Here is a 19289-nt window from a genome sequence, read left to right as displayed (position 1 = left end):
GAGGGAGAGCAAATGATACCTAAACATTATGTAGAGACGGTATATGCGGGATTCATCGGCATGAACATTGGCATAAGGCTCGGTGCTCCCATCGAACCGGTAGCTTGGACGTATGAACGCATTCGGGACGTATACGGCGACATCCGGGATTACGTGAAGCCGTACAAAACCTTTGCCGCGGACGATGACGCAAACGGTCCGGTTTTCTTTATACGCGCGTTGTATGACGATGCGACGGACCGTGAGCTCACACCGGAGGATGTGGGCAAGGCATGGCTCAATTACGCTAGGGAAGGGATTGGCATGTTCTGGTGGGGCGGCGAGGATATCAGTACCGAGCACCGCGCCTATGTGAATCTGCGCAAAGGCATCCCGGCCCCTCGTTCCGGTTCGATCGAGGTCAACGGCACGGAGATGGCGGAGCAGATCGGCGGCCAGATCTTCATCGATTCCTGGGGCCTGCTGTTCCCGGGGCAAGCGGAGAAAGCGGCGGATTACGCGGAAAAAGCGGCCAGCGTCTCCCATGACGGCAACGGGCTGTATGGCGCCCGCTTCATGGCCGCTTGCATAGCCAAAGCCTTTAATGCTTCATCCATGGATGAGATTATCGCGGAAGGCCTGCGCATGATTCCGGATGACTCCACCTATGCGCGCGTGGTCCATGCGGTGATGGACTTCCACCGGGAGCAGCCTTCCGATTTCCGCGCTTGCCGCCAGTATTTGGAGGACCACTGGGGATACGATAAATATACGGGCGTATGCCACATTATCCCGAATGCGGGCGTGTGCGTGCTTGCCCTTCTGTATGGCGAGGGAGATTATGCGCGCACGGTCGAGATCGCGTCGATGTGCGGCTGGGACACCGATTGCAACGCAGGCAATGTGGGAACGATCCTCGGCGTTTACGGAGGTCTGGCGGGAATCCCGGAACATTACCGTAAGCCGATCAATGACTTCATCGTGGCTTCCAGCGTGTCCGGCTATTTGAATCTGGTGGATTTTCCGACATTCGCCAAAGAGCTTGCACTTCTTGGCTATCGCCTTAACGGAGAGAAAGCACCTGAAGAGCTGGTTCGCCGGGTGAAGCAGGGCGAGGTATACTTTGATTTCGACCTGCCGGGATCTACGCATGGCTTTCGGACGAGTAATTCGTTCAAGACGCCTGTCTTGCGCCACTCCACCAAGAATGCCTATGATGGCAGAGGATCTTTGGAAGTCGTCTTTGATCGACTGGTGGAAGGGGACAGCAGCAAGATTTATTATAAACCGTTCTATCGCCGGGCGGAGTTCAACGATGAGAAGTATAAGCCGACCTTTGCGCCGCTGGCCTATAGCGGACAAACCGTATCCGCCCACATTTATGTGGATCAGTGGGAAGGCGAACCGGTTACCTTGACTCCGTATGTGCGCAACACCTATACGCAGGAGGACGTGCGTTTGGCTGCGTTGACTCCCATGTGCGGAGAGTGGAACGCGGTGCAATTCGTCATTCCGGATACGGATGGTGCCATGATCGATGAGATCGGCTGGATCTTGGAGAGCCCGTCGCCGCTCTTGAACCGTGCCATCGGAAGTTTGTTCGTCGGGCAATTCCGCATCACGGGGGCTTCAGACTATACGATCGATTTTGCCAAGCAGGCCAAAGAGTTCGCTTCCGTCACCCCATTCTCGCATCATCGAGGGAAATGGGAGCTGCGTGACGGTGCCCTGCATTGTTCCTCAGAAGGGGATACCTCCTCCTATTCCGGCAATTATTATGCCGGAGATATGGAGATTGAGGCGACCATCAAACCGATATTCGGCACCAGCCATGGTGTTATTGCAAGGGCGCAAGGCGTCATGCGTCATTATCTGGCCGGCTTCGACGGCCCGAACTCCGTATCGTTTATCAAACAGGATTTCGGGATCAAGCGTTTGATTACGGCAAAATACGATTGGGCATTGGGTAAAGAATACCGCCTGAAGCTGGTGTCCGAGAGGGACAGGTTCATCTTGTATATTAATGGAGAGAATGTGCTGGAATGCAAGGAATCTGCCTATGCTCACGGCATGTTCGGTTTTGGTTGTCTGGAGGATGGCGAGAACGAGATCAAGGAAGTTCGCGTTCGTACATTCGAGCCGAAGCCGGTTTAACAGAAGGGAGCGGGTTAACTTTGCGCAAGCTGGTTGTCATTGGAAGCATCAATATGGATGTTGTGAGTAATGTAGCGCAGTTTCCCCAGCCGGGGGAGACGATTCATAGCAGGGACGCACAGTTTTTTCCCGGGGGCAAAGGGGCAAATCAGGCTGTGGCCGCAGCCTTGGCAGGTGCCGATTGCAGCATGGTCGGCGCCGTGGGCCTGGATCCTTTTGGAAGCACTTTGGTTGCTTCCTTGGAGGAGCGCGGCGTTGGCGTCTCGTCCGTTCTCACCAAGGCAGGCACATCGGGAATCGCGATCATCACGGTCAACGAAGAAGGCGAGAACTATATCGTGCTCTCGGAAGGAGCCAATGGGCGGCTGACCGAAGAGGATGTTGCCGCCGAAGTGAACTGGGACGGCGTACATGCGGTGCTGCTGCAGAATGAAATTCCGTGGCAGACGACACAGCATGTCATCCGATCGGCCAGCAAGGCAGGCGTTCGCGTCTGGCTGAATCCGGCCCCCGCGCGAACGATTCCGCACGAGGTGTTTCCGCTGCTGGATACATTGATTGTAAACGAAACAGAAGCAGGCGTGGTTAGCGGGCTGAGGGTGGAGGACGCAGCTTCGGCCGAGGCTGCTGCAGCATCGATCATCGGAAGAGGCACCTCCAACGTGATCATCACCCTTGGCGAGTTAGGGTGCTTCTATGGGAATGCACGCGGAGAGCGTTTTAACGTTCCGGCTTTCCGCGTCAAACCCGTGGATACCACGGCGGCAGGGGATACCTTCATCGGTGCTTATGCGGCAGCTTGCACGGAGGGGCTGGATACGGAAGCAGCCCTGCGGTTTGCGACCGCAGCTGCTGCATTGACGGTGACCCGTCCGGGTGCTCAATCCTCCATACCGGCTAAGGAAGAGATTGTGGCGTTTATGAATACATGAATCATGCTGCTAGAGAGAGGGCGTTTACGGATGCCTTCTCTTTTTGTTAGATAATGCAAGATTCCATGGGAGCTGCCGACATGTTATGCCGAACCCTTTCATATATGTAAGAGTGACGATAATGAATCTATGAAATGGGGGATCTGGCAAATGGCAAAACAAAAAAGAGGCAAATCCTTATGGCACTTACCGACTCGCGCACGCGGCACATGCCCGGTGTGCAAGAGTACCCGGACCAAACTGTTGTATCCTCGGACCAAATCGGACGGTACTGCACTGAAAGTGTGCAAGCGCTGCGACGGTGCATCGCAGGAGCGGGTGGATGCGGCTGTGTAAGCAGCTTCCCGATACAAGGAAGGACTAGAAGTCAGGGATTATTTGGAATATAATAGTTCTATCTAAGAGTGCATAGGCCGTTTTCCACGTGAAGCGGTCTATGCTTTTTTACACGGATCAAGGTTCTCTGGGGCATACTCGCCTATTCGGCGGGGTTCGTAAACGTGAGGAACCTGGGGGTGACACGGTTACAAGAAAGCTGGGATTCATATCAACCATTCATGGGCGGTGAAGGCATGTTAGAGGAACGGTTAAAGGAATACATAAGGCAGCACAAGCCATTGATGGCGGATTTGGGCATCGTTCGGGATTTAGCCCTGCCGCAATGTTATATTGCCGCAGGTTACATTCGAAATTATGTATGGGACATCCTGCATGGATTAGACGGGACGGACCGGCATACCGATATCGATGTCGTTTACTTCGATCCGGATGATGTGTCCGAAGAACGGGATGCTGCCCTGGAACAGCACTTAAGGACCTCGACGGCGAACCCGAAATGGTCGGTCAAGAATCAGGCCAGAATGCATGCCAAGAACGGAGATGAGCCCTATCATTCGACCCATGCAGCGCTAACCCATTGGCCGGAGACGGCCACCGCGGTCGGGGCCAGACTGAACGTCGCAGGGGAGCTTGAGCTTTGCTGTCCTTACGGATTGGATGATTTATTCGCGCTTCGGGTTCGAAGAAGTCCTAACTTTGATAAACGGGGCTATTACTTGGAACGGGTACGCAAGAAACAATGGAAGGATCAGTGGCCGCGTTTAGCGATCATCGAGGATTAGATTAGAGTTTGCCGAGTAAGAGATACGATCGGCAAGGATTTAGGCATTCTTATGTGGAATTTGTTAGAAACCGGCTGATAACGGCAGAAACAAGGGGTTATAACATTGAACATATTCGACCGTGCGCGTGAAAAGGAAAAGTCGTATCACGAGAAATTGTATGAAGAAGCCGTATTGTTTGAACCTGGGAGCTGGTTAGCCAAGCCCGTTCAGACCGTTCTGGATTTTTTGGACTTATTGCCGTTTCAGGATCTGCGGGTACTGGATCTGGGATGTGGCGTCGGGCGTAACAGTATCCCGGTTGCGCAGCGGATCCAATCGGCGAACGGGCAGGTCATCTGCGTGGATTTGCTGCCATCGGCTATCGACAAGCTGGTGCAGTATGCCGCGTTGTACGGCGTAAGCTCAAGCATCGAGGCACTTGCAGCAGACGTAGAGTTTTACGAAATTGCCGAGGCGTCTTATCACTACATCATTGCCTGTTCCTGCCTGGAGCATTTGAGCTCGGAAGAAGCCTTCGTATATAAGGTCAAACAAATGCAGGCTGGAACCGTGGACCAGGGCATCCACTGCCTCATGATGAGTACGGAAGTGAAGGAAATCGATCGGGAGAGTGGTTTGGAGGAAGAGGGTTTAATCGAGTTGAATCTGTCGACCGAAAGGGCCTTTTCCATCCTTGATGAGCTGTATTCGGAATGGGAAATCTTAACGAGGCGGCAGGTGCAGCAGGATATTCAAGAAGTGAAGGAGGGGAGAGACGTTCTTTTCCGAAGTCAATGGATGACCTTCACTGCGAGAAAAGGAGGGGATTGACCATGGTGAAACATACGCATCTCGGCGTTTATGGAATACTGGTTCAGCATGATCATATCCTGTTGATCCAGAAAGCGAGAGGGCCGCATAAGGGGAAGTGGGATTTACCGGGCGGCTCGATCGAGTTCGGCGAAGAGCCGGAGCATACCCTTCAGCGCGAATTTATGGAGGAGACCGGACTTGGTTCAATTAAGGGAAGCATTCGGACGGCCGTCTCTTATACGATCGTGTATCAGTATGAAGCGAATCAGATGGAAGAGCTGCATCATATCGGCATTATTTATGATGTCGAGCTGCTGGATGATCAAGCTAGAATCCAAGCGGACGGTGACGGTCAAGACTCCTTGGGAGCCAAATGGATTCCGATTGACACACTGGGATTGCTGCCGTTAACGCCGTTTGTCGAGATGATGATGGAGCCCGAATTAGAGACGAATCCAGAAGCGGGGATCGAAGAATGACGATGATATATTTTGTGAGACATGCGGAATCCCCATTTATCGAGGGGAAGGAACGGTCTCGTGGATTGTCGGCCCAGGGATCGCTTGCTGCGGAGCGAGTGAAGGAGATGCTGCGGGATGAAGGGATTGACGCGATCCTGTCGAGCCCTTATCAGCGAGCCAAGGACACGGTCCAACCATTGGCGGACGCTTTAGGATTACCGATTGCGGAGCAGGAGGACTTAAGAGAACGGATGGCCGGCGATTTGCAGGGACATTCTTTCCTTGATGCCAAAAAGAAACTGTTCCAGGATTCGGCCTTCTCCTTCCCGGGAGGGGAATCCGGTAAAGCCGCGCAAAGCCGTGCGATCCGGGCCTTCGAGATCATTTTGAATGCATATGGAGGCAAGCGGGTAGCGATCGGGACGCACGGCGATATCATGACACTCATGCTCCAGCATTATGATGAGCGCTTCGATTATCATTTTTGGCTGGGAACCACATTGCCTGATATTTACTGCGCCGAATTTGAGGAAGGGCGGCTTGTGAACCTCGCGCGGTTATGGAGCGAGCATCAAGAGGAAGGATGATAAAAAGGCCAAGAATCTCGATCGATTCTTGGCCTTTAAGTTTAGTTACTATAAATGCGAGTTTATGTAGACTGCCTCGCTGCTTAAAATTTGAAAATATTGATGGTTTTCTGCAGCCGGAAAACGGCGTTATTCATCGCTTCCGCTTCTTCCGCCATCTTCTGGATCGACGAGATGCCTTCGTTCATGGAAGCCGACACTTGCTCCGTTCCGGCAGCGGATTGCTGCGTGATCGCCGATATATTCTGGATCGCGGAAGAAATGCTCTGCGCGCTATCCAGCATGGACTGGCTTTCCTTGGAGAAAGCGGCGATCTGTTCCGAAATATACTGCACGCTGTTTACGATCTCCATAAACACAAGCTCTGCTTCGCGGATCATTTCGGTCTGCTGCCTAACGACCTCCTCATTGATTTTGATGTTTTGGGACGCGTGTTTGATGTCCGATTCGATGCTCCGAACGAGATTGAATACTTCCCGGGTTGAAGACGTGGACTCTTCGGCCAGTTTACGAACCTCCTGGGCGACAACGGCAAAGCCTGCGCCATGCTCGCCAGCTCTGGCCGCTTCGATGGATGCGTTCAGAGACAACAGGTTGGTCTGATCGGCGAGCTCGGAGATCGTCTCCGTAATCTTCGTGATTCCCCTGGCGCTTTGGGCCAGCGCATCGATGGATTCCGAAACCTTGGCCGTCGCCTCAATGTTTCGCTGCATTCCTGCAGACTGCTTGGCCACGGAATCCCTTCCTTGTTCAACCAGTCCCAGCGTTTCGATCGAGCGGGTATTCATTTCCTGGGTCGAATGCGTATAATTGCTGACCTTCTCTTCGATCTCACGGATGGAATGCGTCATTTCGGATACGTCTTCCGAAATTTCGTTGGCGCCGACGGCCAGCTCGTTGGAGGAAAGGGAGACTTGATTCATCACTTGAATAAGCTCCTGGTTTTTGATCGAGATGCTTGAGCTTGACGTCATCACCTGACGGGTGATATCCGAGGTTTCCTGCAATATTTTGCGAAGCTTGTCCACCATGCTGTTGAAGGTTCTGCTCAGATCGTTCATGCCTCCAACCTCCTCCACCTGGAAGGTGAAGTCGCCTTTGGCGATTTTGGCGGAAACGCTGGAGATTTCCGCGAAGGAGTTCGTAAGCGTTTTCTCAATGAGGCGAGACAGAGGAAAAGTAAGCCCGGTTAGTACCACGACGATGACCACGCCAATGATTGCTTTACCCATCAGAATAAACGCAAGCAGCATGGGTACCGCAAACAAAGCGGCAATAAGATAACAGGCTGCGGTGATTTTTTGAGACATAGGGAGTCTGTTGAACCATGCCATAAGAATGAGTCCTCCTCAACAACATAGGATATATTTACCATGATTATAGCATCGACGGGCTAAACTAGATATAACGAATTGACAAAAAGTGTTGAATTAGGTCGAAAGAACTGAGTGTGATGGGAGTGAGGGGAAGCATAGCCATATGCAGATCCCCTCTTGATGCATAGAGATGAAGCCGGATTATTTCACGGCACGAAATAAGGCGGAAGCGAGATAATCCGTATTATCCAGAATCATGCGGTCATGCTTGAACAGCGTTTCCCAGAGCGCAGCATCGAACAGGAGTCCTTTATCGCGCTGCTCAAACGCATCCAGATGACGGGTTTGCTCTTCCTTTAATTGCTCGTTGAAGTGGTTGTACTCCAAAAATTCAGCCTGCTTAAAACCGCAAGACAAAAGGGCCCCCGCCCATTCTTCCCTCATCATCAGATTAGGAATGCCGAAGAATTCGAGCAGCTCCTTAAGCTTCGGCTCCGGCATCGGCTTATCCAGAAGCAGTTCCCTGTCCAGCAGGACGCCTCCGCGATCCAGAACGCGGTAATATTCGGGCAGCGATTTCGAGGTATCCGTAAATACGGTGACGGATTCGGCCATGATCAGATCAAACCGGTTGTCCTCGAAAGGCAATGCGCATACATCCGCCTGCAGGAACTCCACGTCCATACCCATGGCTTCGGCTCTTGCGCGGGCTTTTTTGATCATATTTTCGTTCAGGTCAATGGCGGTCACTTGATAACCCATCTCCGAAAGATGGCAGGCGGTTCTGCCGGTTCCGCACCCTACCTCCAAAATGCGGCTGCCCGGTTGAATGGGATAATTCTTCAGCATTCTGAGGGTCGCCTCGAATCCTCCCGGGTGGGCACTGCCCATGCCTAATCTGGAGAGCATGTGAATGTAATTCATCTCATCTATCCCTTCTTCCTTATCGTCAATGCGGGTAATCGTTTATTTACCATATGATTCAGGTACGTTTGGGGTTTTTGTTGAATTTAATATTTTGAGCCCTTTTTTGTGGCGGATGAGAGAATTACTGGAGGAAACGGCCATGAGACTGGAACCGATGGAGGCAGCGATACGCGTCATGCAACGAAATTATCCCCACTGCTTGCTTGCCGTACTTGGCGGCAGCGCGAGCAGTGGTGAATATAATGAACATTCCGATCTGGACATCATCATCATTGAACGGGACGGATATGACTTCAGCAGGAAGACGATCGAGGCGCATGGCTGGATCGCGGAAATATTCATATTGTCCTTATCCTCCTATCGCGAATATTTCGACGAGGGAGTGCTGGCGGCGAATCCGTCTTTGCAGCGGATGGTCGCCGAAGGTACGGTGCTGCGTTCGTTGCCTGAGGGAGAAGAGGTGCGGGCGGATGCCCGGAATGATTTGAATTACGGCCCCATGCCCTTGTCGTCGAGCGATATTGCCGAATACCGCTACATCCTGACCGAGTTTTTGCTGGACTTGACAAGTCCCCGCAGGGAAGGCGAAAAATGGTTTACTGTACACAAAATAGCGTCGACTCTATGCGAATTCGTGCTGAGGGCAAACCGGGAGTGGACAGGTGAAGGAAAGATGCTGTTCCGTTTGTTCAACCGCTATAGCCCAGCCTTGGGGGATCGACTGGAGGCAGCGCTTCTGGCGATTTATCGGGAGGACGATCCTGCGGACCTTATTACATTGACGGAGGAAGCGCTCAGCCCGTACGGAGGCAGGCTGCTGGTCGGTTATGAGGAATAAATAAGCCCTGCATAAAAAAAGAGGGGGGACATTAGCCGTGACGCTCGCCCGCCATAAGCAATAAGATAATAACGTGATTAACTCACGTCATTCTTTTAAATCCAGGAGGGATCTTCATGAGCGGAGCATACGGCGGCGCATGGGGCAATTCAGTAGGAACTATATTGGTTCTCTTTATCCTGCTCGTAATCATCTTGAGTGCTTGGGTTTAAACACCTTCAAAATTCTTGCCTGCAATTGATAAAGGCCCGGCGCGTGCCGGGCCTTTATCTGTTGGAAAGGACCTTAAGCTTTGGCTTTGGGGGATGGGCTGTGGGCCGAAACCACCGCGGTCATGACCAGATGGCTGCTGTCGGATTGAATCGCATGTTGGAACGCGTCTTCGAGTGATCCGAACACCCGGGACAACGCCCCGTCCAATCGGCTGGCGTAATGAACGCTTTCACCGAATGTGCCCGCTGCCTTCGCACGATCCACTTCTGCGTAAATGACATCCATGTAATTGGCGCTACCCATCGGGTAAAGCGCGAATTGGCAGGCCGTTTCGATATCGGCGTGTTCCCCGATATCGTGGTTTAAGCGGGTCGAATCCTCATTCATATACGCATCGGCATCCGTATCGCCTGGGCAGCCGATAGAATAAGTACCGTTAAACACAGTGTGCACGCCGCTAGCCGCGGCATGAGCGAATACTGCTCTCGTCACATCAAACACATGCTCCGCACGTCCGCGAATACAAGTGCTCACATCATCCGTTTGGATCCAGACCTTTTCCGAATCCACGGAACGAAGCGCCTCCGTGATCACTTCCACGAACCGATCCGTCATGGGAAATACCGAGAACCGGCATCCCACGATCCGGCTCGTTCCGCATACAAGCTCATTCATAATTTTTATTCCTCCCCATTGTATAAGTCCACGCAAAAAAACCGCACCCCATGAAGAAGTGCAGTTATGCCTACGCAAAGAAATAAACATAAATGCTACACTTCCCCACGCTAGTATGATCTAGATCGGGTGATAAGGGTTAACGGCGGTCCGCCGTCTCTCAGCACATGGCACCCCTAGTACAGCCAAACATCAAATATGCAGTTGGTATCAAGCCGGCTCCAAGAACTTCTGAAGATCAGAAGGCGAAAGGCCTGCTTCCTGTGTTATTGTATCGCTTTGCCGGCAGGTTTTCAATGGCAGGGCACCATAAAAAAGCCGCCTATTCCAATCCTCAGGGCTTGGGTAGGCGGCTTAGGCCAGCTATGGCTTACTTGTATACCTTCACGCGATCTTCAAGCGGCGCAAATTCTTTTTCGCCCGGATCTGCAACCGGTTTGCCGAAAGGCATTTGAGCGATCAGCTTCCAGTTTTCCGGAATGTTCCATTCGGACTTCACTTTCTCGTCGATCAACGGGTTGTAATGCTGGAGGGATGCGCCCAGGCCTTCTGCCTCGAGGGACGTCCATACCACGAATTGCAGCATGCCGTTGGATTGGTTCGACCAAACCGGGAAATTGTCGGCATACAGCGCGAACTTTTGCTGCAGGTCGGCAACTACGTTATTGTCCTCGAAGAAGAGAACAGTGCCGTATCCAGCGCGGAATGCGCCCATTTTTTCAGCTGTGGATTTGAAAGCCTCTTCGTCTCCGACAACCTCTTTCAGGATGCCTTCGGTCAGGTTCCACAGTTTGTCATGCTGTTCGCCAAGCAGTACAACGACGCGTGCGCTTTGGGAGTTGAAAGAAGACGGAGTATATTTAACGGCTTCGTTAACAATCTCCTGGATGCGTTCGTCGGAAATGACCGGGTCTTTGCTGATGGCATAATGGGAACGGCGATGCTTAAGTGCTGCTGAAAAATCTTTAGACATTGAAAAAAACCTCCTGATGTAATCATGTTTGCATAAGCCTGATAACAAAGATGTCCTTTAATTCAAGCAAATATGCATGTTGAGTTGAATTGCTGTCGTTGAATTATCATTCCACATTAACTTACGTTTAGTTAGAAATAATAATTATGTTAGCATATTAATATAACTTAGAGGGAATGTCAACGCTTCGAAGGAAAGTTAATTTATATTTTTTATACCCGGTTACTGAGAATTAAATCAGCTTCTACATACTTATGTATTTCGGGAACCGCGAATCCAAGCGGCTCAGCCTCGGTGATATAAAGTTTATCTCTGCGAAACTCCTTATTATGAACAAATCATGAACAAATGATACTTGGATGAACCAATTAAATGATTTTCATTCTCAATTATACTTGTCGACTGAGAATGAGAATGATATAATCCATATCAGAACGCAATTGATAATCAATCTCAATGAGAATGGTTGGGGAATTGCTGACTGCCGGAGTTTCGACAGACATACGCATAGAAGGAAGAGCCATGAAGATTAGATACTTATTCGCAGCCGTTGTGGTACTCTCCATAATCTCGTTATTTATTGGAGTTAAAGATATCTCGCCACTGGAACTGTTCTCGATGACAGAACAACAACAGCATATTATGCTTGTAAGCCGGATTCCACGGCTTGTCAGCCTCATCTTGGCGGGTGTCAGCATGAGTATCTGTGGATTGATCATGCAGCAGCTCAGCCGCAACAAGTTCGTATCGCCGACGACGGCGGGCACCATGGACTCCGCCAGATTGGGGATCTTGGTTGCCATGCTCGTCTTTACGACAAGCGGCCCGCTTATCAAAATGCTCGTGGCATTCGTATTCGCGCTGGCAGGAACCTTTATCTTCATGAAGATACTGGATCGGATCAAGTTCAAGGACGCGATCTTCATCCCGCTGGTAGGGCTTATGTTCGGTAATATCGTCAGCTCGGTCGCGACCTTCTTTGCCTACAAATATGATCTTATACAGAATATGTCGGCTTGGCTGCAGGGCGATTTCTCCATGATCATGAAGGGCCAATATGAAATGCTGTATCTCAGTATCCCGCTTGTGATTCTGGCTTACCTGTTTGCCAACAAGTTTACGGTAGCCGGAATGGGAGAGGAATTCGCAACCAACCTGGGACTTCATTATCGGCGAGTCGTGAACCTGGGATTGGTCATCGTTGCGCTGGTTACGGCTTCCGTTGTGCTGACCGTCGGCGTGATTCCGTTCCTTGGTCTGATCATACCTAATATTGTCAGTCTGTACTTAGGGGACCACTTGAAAAAAAGCCTTTCGCATACCGCGTTGCTGGGGGCCGGGTTCGTACTGTTCTGTGACATCCTTGGCCGGATCATCATTTATCCCTACGAAATTCCGATTAGTCTGACCGTGGGCGTACTCGGAAGCGGTATATTCATTTTCTTACTGATGAGGAGAAAGGCTTATGACTTATAAAGCCAAACTCGGCCTGTTGGCCGCGGCGGCAATCATCCTGGTGGCAGTCTTTCTGTTCATTGATCTTGGCGGCAATTGGGATTACGCCCTTCCAAGACGAATCAAGAAGGTTCTTGCCATTATTCTGACCGGCGGGGCGATCGCTCTGTCTACCACGGTGTTTCAAACGGTCACGAATAACCGGATACTGACGCCAAGCGTGATGGGATTGGATTCCTTGTATATCCTGATCCAGACGACCGTGATCTTTGTCTTCGGCTCCTTCACGCTGTATAAACTGGGCAGCAATGTTAACTTTTTGATCAATGTCGGCGCGATGATCCTGTTTGCCGGGATCCTATATAAGATTTTGTTTCAGAGGGAAGGAAACAATATTTACTTCCTGCTGCTGATCGGCATGATCTTTGGAACCCTGTTCTCCAGCATGTCTTCCTTTATGGAAGTGCTGATCGATCCGAACGAGTTCCAGTACGTGTCCGACAAGATGTTTGCCAGCTTTAACAATGTGAAGACCGAGCTGCTCATCCTGTCCGCCATTGTCGTTGCGCTGACCCTGCTGTATTTTGGCCGGTTTGCCAAGTACTTGAACGTGCTGTCGCTGGGTCGTGATCAGGCGATCAACCTTGGCGTAAACTATGATTACGTTGTGAAGAGGCTTCTGATCGTTGTCGCGGTTCTCATTTCGGTGGCCACCGCATTGGTAGGACCGATCACGTTCCTTGGACTGCTTGTGGTCAACGTCGCTTATGAATTCATGAAAACATACCGGCATTCACACTTAATCACGGCGTCCATTCTGATTAGCATTATCGCCTTGGTGGGCGGTCAACTGGTGGTAGAGCGGGTGTTTACGTTCTCTACTACGCTAAGCGTCATCATCAACTTCATCGGCGGCGTTTACTTCATATACCTGCTACTAAAGGAGAGGAAAGCATGATCCAGGTTACGAACGTATCGAAAGTCTATGGCGGCAAAAAAGTCGTTGATAACGTGTCGGTTACGATCCCGAAAGGTCAAATTACGTCCTTTATCGGCCCGAACGGCGCCGGTAAGAGTACTTTGCTGTCCATGATTAGCAGACTAACGGGCAAGGACAGCGGTCTAATTACGGTGGACGGCAAAGAGGTGAGCCAATGGAAAAGCGGGGACCTGGCGAAGAAGGTTTCGATCCTGAAGCAATCGAACCATATCAGCCTCCGCCTGACGGTGCGCGAGCTTGTATCCTTCGGGCGTTTTCCATACTCCCAAGGCCGATTGAACGCGGAAGACGAGAAGTTCGTGGATGAAGCCATCTCCTATATGGAGCTTGAGGATATGCAGCATAAATATCTTCATCAGCTCAGCGGCGGTCAGACCCAGCGTGCTTTTATCGCGATGGTCATCGCCCAGAACACGGAGTATATCCTGCTGGACGAACCTCTGAACAATCTGGACATGAAACACTCCGTACAGATTATGAAGATTCTCCGAAAGCTTGTCACCGACCTGAACAAAACGATCGTGATCGTGATTCATGACATCAACTTCGCTTCCTTCTATTCGGATTACATCGTGGCATTGAAGGACGGAGCGATTGAAAGCGAAGGGAAAACCGAGAACATCATTCAGAGCAATGTTCTTCGCGGCATCTACGACATGGACATCGAGATCGAAGAGATTAACGACAATCGGGTGTGCGTATACTACGGTTAATCGACGAGGGTTCAGGATTTGACTAGGCCGCCTTGGTCAAAGGACGGCATGGTTTCCTCTGTCCAATTTGAATTACATATTCAACCATAAATTCAAATATATGTTGAATCATAAGGATTTTAATATAAAAAATGGGGTGTTAGGAATGAAAAAATGGTTGGCTTTATTTATGGTAGCAATGTTCACGCTTGTGCTCGCGGCTTGTGGGCAGGACGATAAAACGAGCGGTGCTGGTGGAGGCGATGCTGCGGGAGAAACACCGCCTGCATCCGAAGAAATCACGATCACCCATAAGCTGGGTGAAACGCCTGTCAAGAAAAATCCTTCCCGCGTCGTCGTATTCGATTTTGGTATTCTGGATTCCGTGGATAAATTGGGCGTTGAGGTTTTGGGCGTTCCGCAAGCGAATATCCCGGCATACCTGTCCAAATTCCAAGACAAGAAATATGAGAATGTGGGCAGCCTGAAAGAGCCTGACTTTGAGAAAATCAACAGCATTGATCCGGATCTGATCATTATTTCCGGCAGACAGCAGGATGCATACGAGGAACTCAGCAAAATTGCCCCGACGATCTTCCTGGGCGTGGACACAAGCAAATACATGGAATCCTTCAAAGAGAACATGAATACGCTGGGTCAAATTTTCGGTAAAGAAGCCGAAGTTGAAAAAGAGCTTGCCACGATCGACGAAAACATCAAGGCTTTGAATGAGAAAGCTACTGCAACCGGCAAGAAAGCCCTGATCATTCTGGCGAACGAAGGCAAAATCAGCGCATACGGCCCAGGCTCCCGTTTCGGCATTCTGCATGACGTGTTCGGTTTCGGTGCCGTCGATCCTAACATTGAAGTGAGTACGCATGGTAAAGATATTTCCAATGAATACATCGTTGAGATGAACCCGGATTATCTCTTTGTTGTGGACCGCGGTGCAGCGGTAGCCACGGGTGAAGGAGAATCAGGCGCTAAAGCGGTTGTCGAGAACGAACTTGTAAACACAACCAATGCCGCGAAAGAGGGCAACATCGTGTATTTGAACCCTGACTTCTGGTATCTGTCCGGCGGCGGATTGACATCCGTATCCGAAATGATCACGGAAGTAGACGCAGCCGTTAAATAGGCGGGCGCTAAGCTATGAATATGGAAGCACTGGAGTTTCTTGACGAAGCTCCGGTGTTTTATTTTTTTGCATTAGGGTAAGTGGATATCGGATAATAGGCTGACAGACCCTAACGTTAAATAGATGTTGGTCAATCATGATATCAAATAATCGCAGCTTAGAAGAATCGATTAGGAGGTCATTCTTATGTTTCAAAATCAAATCTATATCGCCGGAAAATGGATTCAGACCGAGGAGCAGATGGATGTATATAACCCGGCGGACGGCACGGTTATCGGTACCGTATCCAAAGGCGGGAAGAAGGAAGCCCGGCTTGCCGTCGATGCGGCCGCAGATGCTTTTCCGGCATGGTCCCGCAGAACGGCGAACGAGCGGGGAGAGCTGCTGCGCCGCTGGCATGAGCTGATCGCGGAACATACGGACGAATTGGCAAGGATTATGACTACGGAGCAGGGGAAACCGCTGAAGGAAGCGGCGGGCGAGATTCAATATGCCAACAGTTTCGTGGCATGGTACGCGGAAGAAGGCAAGCGAATCTACGGCGAGACCATCCCCGGATCATCCAGCCGCCAGCGCATCATTGTCACGAAGCAGCCTGTTGGCGTCGTTGCCGCCATCACGCCATGGAATTTCCCGGCCTCCATGATTACACGTAAGGTAGCGCCGGCCTTGGCGGCGGGGTGCACCGTGGTGATCAAACCATCCGGCGAGACGCCGTTCACGGCGATCAAGCTGGTGGAGCTAGCGGATCAAGCCGGTATTCCAGCCGGGGTCATTAACATCGTAACCGGGTCTTCAAGCGACATTTCCGGCGTGTGGCAAGAGGACAGCCGGGTTAGAAAGCTGTCTTTTACGGGATCCACCGAAGTAGGAAAACAGCTGATGGCCGGCGCGTCGGCCAACGTCAAAAAAATATCGCTGGAGCTTGGCGGGCATGCACCCTTTATCGTGACTGATCAGGCTGACCTGGATCAAGCGGCTGCGGGATTGATTTCTTCCAAGTTCCGCAATGGGGGACAGACCTGCGTATGCGCCAACCGGGTTTATGTTCAAGAAGGGATCGCGGAGAAATTCGCTGCGAAGTTTTCGGAGCTTGTCAAACAATTGAAGGTGGGCAGCGGTCTGGAGAATGGGGTCGATATCGGTCCCTTGATTAATCGGGAAGCCGTGGATAAAGTCGTACGACAGATCAAGGATGCGAAAGAGAAAGGCGGCATCGTCATGGCAGGCGGTCAAGCCCTGCCCGAGCTCGGCCGCAATTATGTGGAGCCCACGGTCATCATGAACGCTACGGACGACATGGAGTGCATGAACGAGGAGACCTTCGGCCCCCTTGCGCCGATTACCACTTTCGAAACGATAGACGAAGCCGTGCAGCGTGCCAATAACAGTCCGTATGGCTTGGCCGCCTATGTATTTACGCAAAATCTGGGTGAAGCGGTACGCATTGCCGAATCGTTGGATTACGGAATTGTAGGCGTGAATGATCCGGTGCCTTCGACAGCGCAAGCGCCGTTCGGCGGCTTTAAGGAGAGCGGGCTCGGCCGGGAAGGCGGACATTACGGAATGGAGGAGTTCCTGGAGGTAAAATACATTTCGCTTGGATTATAAGAGTGGAACCCGGCATCTTCACGCTCCCAGTGATAGCGCAAGCGGAAAGAGGCCTCTGACAGGGAAGCGGCAGCTTACTGCGCTGCATGAACAGAACGAAACTTGTTGTTTAACGAAAAGTAAAAGGGCGTCCTCAAAGTCTGCAGACCGCGAGAACGCCCTTATTGCATTATGGCTGAATCGTTACAGGTTGGCCGGTCTCGGCGGATTCATTGGCGGCCAGCGTTACTTCCAGCGTCTTGAAGCCGTCTTCGTAGGATGCCAGCACCAGGCTCGGGTCATTGCTCCGAATGGCGTCAATAAAGGCATTGGTAAGATTTTTGTAAAAGTCCGTCTTACTGCGGTACACCACTTCCTTCTCCTTGTCTACGATGGAGAGCGTGGTTCCGTCCAGGACGACCCGGAAATCCCGGCCCATAATCTCGATGCCACTGCGGTGATCGAACTGGATAAACCCGGTTTGCATATGGCCGACAGCTCCGGAATCCAGGACGAATTGGATGGCGCCCACATCCGGAATGTCCAGATCCGGGATGTCATTGACCAGCAGCAGTTTCATATCGGCATACAGGCGGGTGATGTCGCCGCACAGGTAGCGGACCAAGTCCATGGTATGCGTGGATTGCTCAACCAGCTGCCCGCCGGACAATGCCTTTTTGCGCCACCATGGAGTCGGCACAGGCGTTGTGATATAGTGGGCTCGGACCATGCCGATTTTTTTGTCCTTGAGAAAATCCTTGGCGATCGCCACAGTATCCAGGTACCGCAGGCAGTAACCGGAGGCGGCGATGATTCCGCTTTCAGCAATGACTTTGGCTTTATGGCGAACGGACTCGACGTCCAGTCCCAGCGGCTTCTCCACCATCAGGTGAATGCCCTTGGCAGCTGCCTGCTCTTCAATGTCGCCATGGCAGAACGGCGGGATGCAGACATACAGCACATCGAGCGGCTCCTGCTCCAGCATCGTGCTGCCGTCCGTATAATAGGCCGCACCGTAAAGCTCGGCCTGCTGTTTGGCTAACGCTTCATTCGTATCGCATATCGCGGCCAGCTGGACATGTTCGTTCCCGTGAAGATTTTTAATGTGGACGGCGCCCATGCCGCCCGCTCCCATCACGCCTGCTTTAATCATAGGTTGCTTCACTCCCGATCGTATAAATGTTGGCTCCAAGTTCCGGTAACTCGATTACTCACACGTGATTATAGCCCCGCCATCCATATTATTCAAGCATTCATTTGGGCCCGGATTCACGGATCCGCTATGAGAAAAAGCACAGAAGGCTTCTCGTATACGACGAGAAAACGACTTCTGTGCCGGTTATCCAATCACAGCTCCGACATCGCGATCGTCCGCTTGTCCGCGGACGATCGGTAGGCGGCTACGGCCACGGCCAGCGCTTGAAGCCCGTCCTCGCCGGTAACGGATGCCTCCGCGGCGCCGGAGGAGATGGCATCCACGAAATCCCTGATCAGGCTGGCATCCATGCTGTCACCCCAAGCCTGATGGCGGTATCCGGATTCATCGGTATATACGTGCAGCTTCTGACTGGTGGCATTAACGCTGAGGGTCCCGGCGGAACCGACGATTTCCAGGGTGACGTCGCCCCAGGTCGGGAATTCCTTGTTGCGGGACCAGCTGCAATCCAGCGTAGCAAATACGCCATTGTCGAATTCCATGGTCAGGATGCCGCTGTCATCAATCGGAGTTTCCGAGATGAGATGGTCGACCTCCGCGTACACTTCCTTGACCTCGGCGCCGGTGATCCAGCGCATAATATCGGCGACGTGCACGGTATGGTCAATGACGGCTCCTCCGCCGGAGAGCTCCGGATCGATGAACCAACCGCCGGGATTGCGTCCGCGGTTGGTTCCCTTCATGGCCAGAATGCGGCCTAGTTTTCCCTCATCGATCATCTGCTTGGCCCGCACGACCGTCGTATTGTAACGCACCGGGAACGCCGTTTGCAGCAGCACGCCGTTTGCTTTGCAGGCATCAATCATGTCCTGTGCATCCTGTATGTTGGTCGAGAGCGGTTTTTCGCAGAGCACATGAACCCCGGCCGCAGCGGCGGCCAGCACGTGCTCCTTATGATGCGCGTTCTCGGACGTCACGATGACGCCGTCCAAGCCTTGATCCAGCAGCTCGCGATAATCCCGATAATAGGCGGTTTCGAAATACTCGGCGTATTTCCGGCCGCGCTCCTCTACAGGGTCGGCAATGCCGGCAAGCTCCACGCCCTCAATTCCAAGAAGGGCTTTGGCATAACTGAACGCATGCATATGCGCAAAGCTGATCACTCCCAATTTCATGGCTTTCTCTCCTTGTTTAGTGATAAGAAAGTATATCCCGCAGAGGCTTGCCCTCCTTATCCAACAGCAAAATCTGCAGGATGCGGGCTCTCCAGAAAATACATCGATAGCG

The 19289-nt window shown here is 51.7% G+C and carries 20 protein-coding genes and 1 riboswitch; of the genes, 14 read left to right on the top strand and 6 right to left on the bottom strand.

Annotated features, from left to right (window positions below; translation table 11 throughout):
• The first annotated feature begins 12 nt into the window (after positions 1–12).
• From GYMC10_RS21315 to GYMC10_RS21290, 7 genes are all read left to right on the top strand, one after another.
• Complete coding sequence (locus GYMC10_RS21315; protein ID WP_015736433.1) at positions 13–2133, top strand: ADP-ribosylglycohydrolase family protein; 2121 nt, start codon at positions 13–15, stop codon at positions 2131–2133.
• Between the two features lie 20 nt (positions 2134–2153).
• Positions 2154–3065 (top strand): ribokinase, encoded by a 912-nt coding sequence (gene rbsK, locus GYMC10_RS21310; protein ID WP_015736432.1) that lies wholly within the window; start codon positions 2154–2156, stop codon positions 3063–3065.
• Positions 3066–3215: 150 nt separating this feature from the next.
• Positions 3216–3401, top strand: coding sequence for a hypothetical protein (locus GYMC10_RS31990; protein WP_081746334.1), 186 nt, complete (start codon positions 3216–3218; stop codon positions 3399–3401).
• Between the two features lie 236 nt (positions 3402–3637).
• Positions 3638–4186 (top strand): nucleotidyltransferase family protein, encoded by a 549-nt coding sequence (locus tag GYMC10_RS21305; protein WP_015736431.1) that lies wholly within the window; start codon positions 3638–3640, stop codon positions 4184–4186.
• Positions 4187–4291: 105 nt separating this feature from the next.
• On the top strand, positions 4292–4999 hold the full coding sequence (locus GYMC10_RS21300) for a class I SAM-dependent methyltransferase (RefSeq protein WP_015736430.1): 708 nt from the start codon (positions 4292–4294) through the stop codon (positions 4997–4999).
• A gap of 2 nt (positions 5000–5001) precedes the next feature.
• A complete protein-coding gene (locus GYMC10_RS21295) occupies positions 5002–5460 on the top strand; it encodes an NUDIX hydrolase (protein WP_015736429.1) in 459 nt (152 codons plus the stop codon).
• Positions 5457–6029 carry a histidine phosphatase family protein gene (locus GYMC10_RS21290; RefSeq protein ID WP_015736428.1) on the top strand — a complete coding sequence of 191 codons (573 nt, stop codon included), beginning with the start codon at positions 5457–5459 and terminating at the stop codon, positions 6027–6029. Before GYMC10_RS21295 ends, GYMC10_RS21290 begins: the two co-directional genes overlap by 4 nt.
• 83 nt (positions 6030–6112) lie before the next feature.
• On the opposite strand, the gene GYMC10_RS21285 is transcribed toward GYMC10_RS21290, so the two are convergent.
• Positions 6113–7363: a methyl-accepting chemotaxis protein gene (locus tag GYMC10_RS21285; protein ID WP_015736427.1), complete on the bottom strand. Its 1251-nt coding sequence runs from the start codon at positions 7361–7363 to the stop codon at positions 6113–6115.
• 183 nt (positions 7364–7546) lie between these two features.
• Positions 7547–8269, bottom strand: a complete 723-nt coding sequence (locus tag GYMC10_RS21280) for a class I SAM-dependent methyltransferase (protein ID WP_015736426.1) — start codon at positions 8267–8269, stop codon at positions 7547–7549.
• A 142-nt stretch (positions 8270–8411) separates the two neighbouring features.
• Between GYMC10_RS21280 and GYMC10_RS21275 the strand changes: the two genes are divergently transcribed.
• The gene (locus GYMC10_RS21275) at positions 8412–9110 is read left to right on the top strand and encodes a nucleotidyltransferase domain-containing protein (protein ID WP_015736425.1); all 699 of its coding nucleotides are present in this window, start codon (positions 8412–8414) and stop codon (positions 9108–9110) included.
• A gap of 116 nt (positions 9111–9226) precedes the next feature.
• Positions 9227–9322, top strand: a complete 96-nt coding sequence (locus GYMC10_RS31985) for a hypothetical protein (RefSeq protein WP_015736424.1) — start codon at positions 9227–9229, stop codon at positions 9320–9322.
• A gap of 73 nt (positions 9323–9395) precedes the next feature.
• On the opposite strand, the gene GYMC10_RS21270 is transcribed toward GYMC10_RS31985, so the two are convergent.
• A complete protein-coding gene (locus GYMC10_RS21270) occupies positions 9396–9998 on the bottom strand; it encodes a YkoF family thiamine/hydroxymethylpyrimidine-binding protein (protein ID WP_015736423.1) in 603 nt (200 codons plus the stop codon).
• An 85-nt stretch (positions 9999–10083) separates the two neighbouring features.
• A riboswitch (TPP riboswitch) is annotated at positions 10084–10186 on the bottom strand.
• 182 nt (positions 10187–10368) lie between these two features.
• Positions 10369–10971: a nitroreductase family protein gene (locus GYMC10_RS21265; RefSeq protein WP_009589776.1), complete on the bottom strand. Its 603-nt coding sequence runs from the start codon at positions 10969–10971 to the stop codon at positions 10369–10371.
• 522 nt (positions 10972–11493) lie between these two features.
• Here GYMC10_RS21265 and GYMC10_RS21260 point away from each other — a divergent pair.
• The 5 genes from GYMC10_RS21260 to GYMC10_RS21240 all read left to right on the top strand — a co-directional run bounded on the left by GYMC10_RS21260 (position 11494) and on the right by GYMC10_RS21240 (position 16867).
• A complete protein-coding gene (locus GYMC10_RS21260; protein ID WP_015736422.1) occupies positions 11494–12447 on the top strand; it encodes an ABC transporter permease in 954 nt (317 codons plus the stop codon).
• The gene (locus tag GYMC10_RS21255; protein ID WP_015736421.1) at positions 12437–13384 is read left to right on the top strand and encodes an iron chelate uptake ABC transporter family permease subunit; all 948 of its coding nucleotides are present in this window, start codon (positions 12437–12439) and stop codon (positions 13382–13384) included. The genes GYMC10_RS21260 and GYMC10_RS21255 overlap by 11 nt, the downstream gene beginning before the upstream one ends.
• Positions 13381–14139 (top strand): ABC transporter ATP-binding protein, encoded by a 759-nt coding sequence (locus GYMC10_RS21250; RefSeq protein WP_015736420.1) that lies wholly within the window; start codon positions 13381–13383, stop codon positions 14137–14139. The genes GYMC10_RS21255 and GYMC10_RS21250 overlap by 4 nt, the downstream gene beginning before the upstream one ends.
• 145 nt (positions 14140–14284) lie before the next feature.
• Positions 14285–15256 (top strand): siderophore ABC transporter substrate-binding protein, encoded by a 972-nt coding sequence (locus tag GYMC10_RS21245; protein ID WP_041622029.1) that lies wholly within the window; start codon positions 14285–14287, stop codon positions 15254–15256.
• A 186-nt stretch (positions 15257–15442) separates the two neighbouring features.
• Positions 15443–16867, top strand: coding sequence for an NAD-dependent succinate-semialdehyde dehydrogenase (locus GYMC10_RS21240; protein WP_015736418.1), 1425 nt, complete (start codon positions 15443–15445; stop codon positions 16865–16867).
• A gap of 169 nt (positions 16868–17036) precedes the next feature.
• Here GYMC10_RS21240 and GYMC10_RS21235 read toward each other — a convergent pair whose 3' ends face one another.
• Both GYMC10_RS21235 and GYMC10_RS21230 read right to left on the bottom strand, forming a co-directional pair.
• Positions 17037–17999 carry a Gfo/Idh/MocA family protein gene (locus tag GYMC10_RS21235; RefSeq protein WP_009590016.1) on the bottom strand — a complete coding sequence of 321 codons (963 nt, stop codon included), beginning with the start codon at positions 17997–17999 and terminating at the stop codon, positions 17037–17039.
• Positions 18000–18193: 194 nt separating this feature from the next.
• Positions 18194–19177, bottom strand: coding sequence for a Gfo/Idh/MocA family protein (locus GYMC10_RS21230; RefSeq protein WP_015736417.1), 984 nt, complete (start codon positions 19175–19177; stop codon positions 18194–18196).
• Positions 19178–19289: the final 112 nt, after the last annotated feature.

The organism is Paenibacillus sp. Y412MC10, assembly GCF_000024685.1.
Lineage (GTDB): Bacteria > Bacillota > Bacilli > Paenibacillales > Paenibacillaceae > Paenibacillus_AQ > Paenibacillus_AQ lautus_A.
Note: the sequence above shows the minus strand (reverse complement) of the source record. Positions and strands in the feature narration are given on the sequence as shown.

Coding starts and splice junctions, on each gene's coding strand:
- GYMC10_RS21315 (WP_015736433.1), top strand. CDS start 13: ATGATACCTAAACATTATGTAGAGACGGTATATGCGGGATTCATCGGC.
- GYMC10_RS31990 (WP_081746334.1), top strand. CDS start 3,216: ATGGCAAAACAAAAAAGAGGCAAATCCTTATGGCACTTACCGACTCGC.
- GYMC10_RS21305 (WP_015736431.1), top strand. CDS start 3,638: ATGTTAGAGGAACGGTTAAAGGAATACATAAGGCAGCACAAGCCATTG.
- GYMC10_RS21295 (WP_015736429.1), top strand. CDS start 5,002: ATGGTGAAACATACGCATCTCGGCGTTTATGGAATACTGGTTCAGCAT.
- GYMC10_RS21290 (WP_015736428.1), top strand. CDS start 5,457: ATGACGATGATATATTTTGTGAGACATGCGGAATCCCCATTTATCGAG.
- GYMC10_RS21285 (WP_015736427.1), bottom strand. CDS start 7,363: ATGGCATGGTTCAACAGACTCCCTATGTCTCAAAAAATCACCGCAGCC.
- GYMC10_RS21280 (WP_015736426.1), bottom strand. CDS start 8,269: ATGAATTACATTCACATGCTCTCCAGATTAGGCATGGGCAGTGCCCAC.
- GYMC10_RS21275 (WP_015736425.1), top strand. CDS start 8,412: ATGAGACTGGAACCGATGGAGGCAGCGATACGCGTCATGCAACGAAAT.
- GYMC10_RS31985 (WP_015736424.1), top strand. CDS start 9,227: ATGAGCGGAGCATACGGCGGCGCATGGGGCAATTCAGTAGGAACTATA.
- GYMC10_RS21270 (WP_015736423.1), bottom strand. CDS start 9,998: ATGAATGAGCTTGTATGCGGAACGAGCCGGATCGTGGGATGCCGGTTC.
- GYMC10_RS21265 (WP_009589776.1), bottom strand. CDS start 10,971: ATGTCTAAAGATTTTTCAGCAGCACTTAAGCATCGCCGTTCCCATTAT.
- GYMC10_RS21260 (WP_015736422.1), top strand. CDS start 11,494: ATGAAGATTAGATACTTATTCGCAGCCGTTGTGGTACTCTCCATAATC.
- GYMC10_RS21255 (WP_015736421.1), top strand. CDS start 12,437: ATGACTTATAAAGCCAAACTCGGCCTGTTGGCCGCGGCGGCAATCATC.
- GYMC10_RS21250 (WP_015736420.1), top strand. CDS start 13,381: ATGATCCAGGTTACGAACGTATCGAAAGTCTATGGCGGCAAAAAAGTC.
- GYMC10_RS21245 (WP_041622029.1), top strand. CDS start 14,285: ATGAAAAAATGGTTGGCTTTATTTATGGTAGCAATGTTCACGCTTGTG.
- GYMC10_RS21240 (WP_015736418.1), top strand. CDS start 15,443: ATGTTTCAAAATCAAATCTATATCGCCGGAAAATGGATTCAGACCGAG.
- GYMC10_RS21235 (WP_009590016.1), bottom strand. CDS start 17,999: ATGATTAAAGCAGGCGTGATGGGAGCGGGCGGCATGGGCGCCGTCCAC.
- GYMC10_RS21230 (WP_015736417.1), bottom strand. CDS start 19,177: ATGAAATTGGGAGTGATCAGCTTTGCGCATATGCATGCGTTCAGTTAT.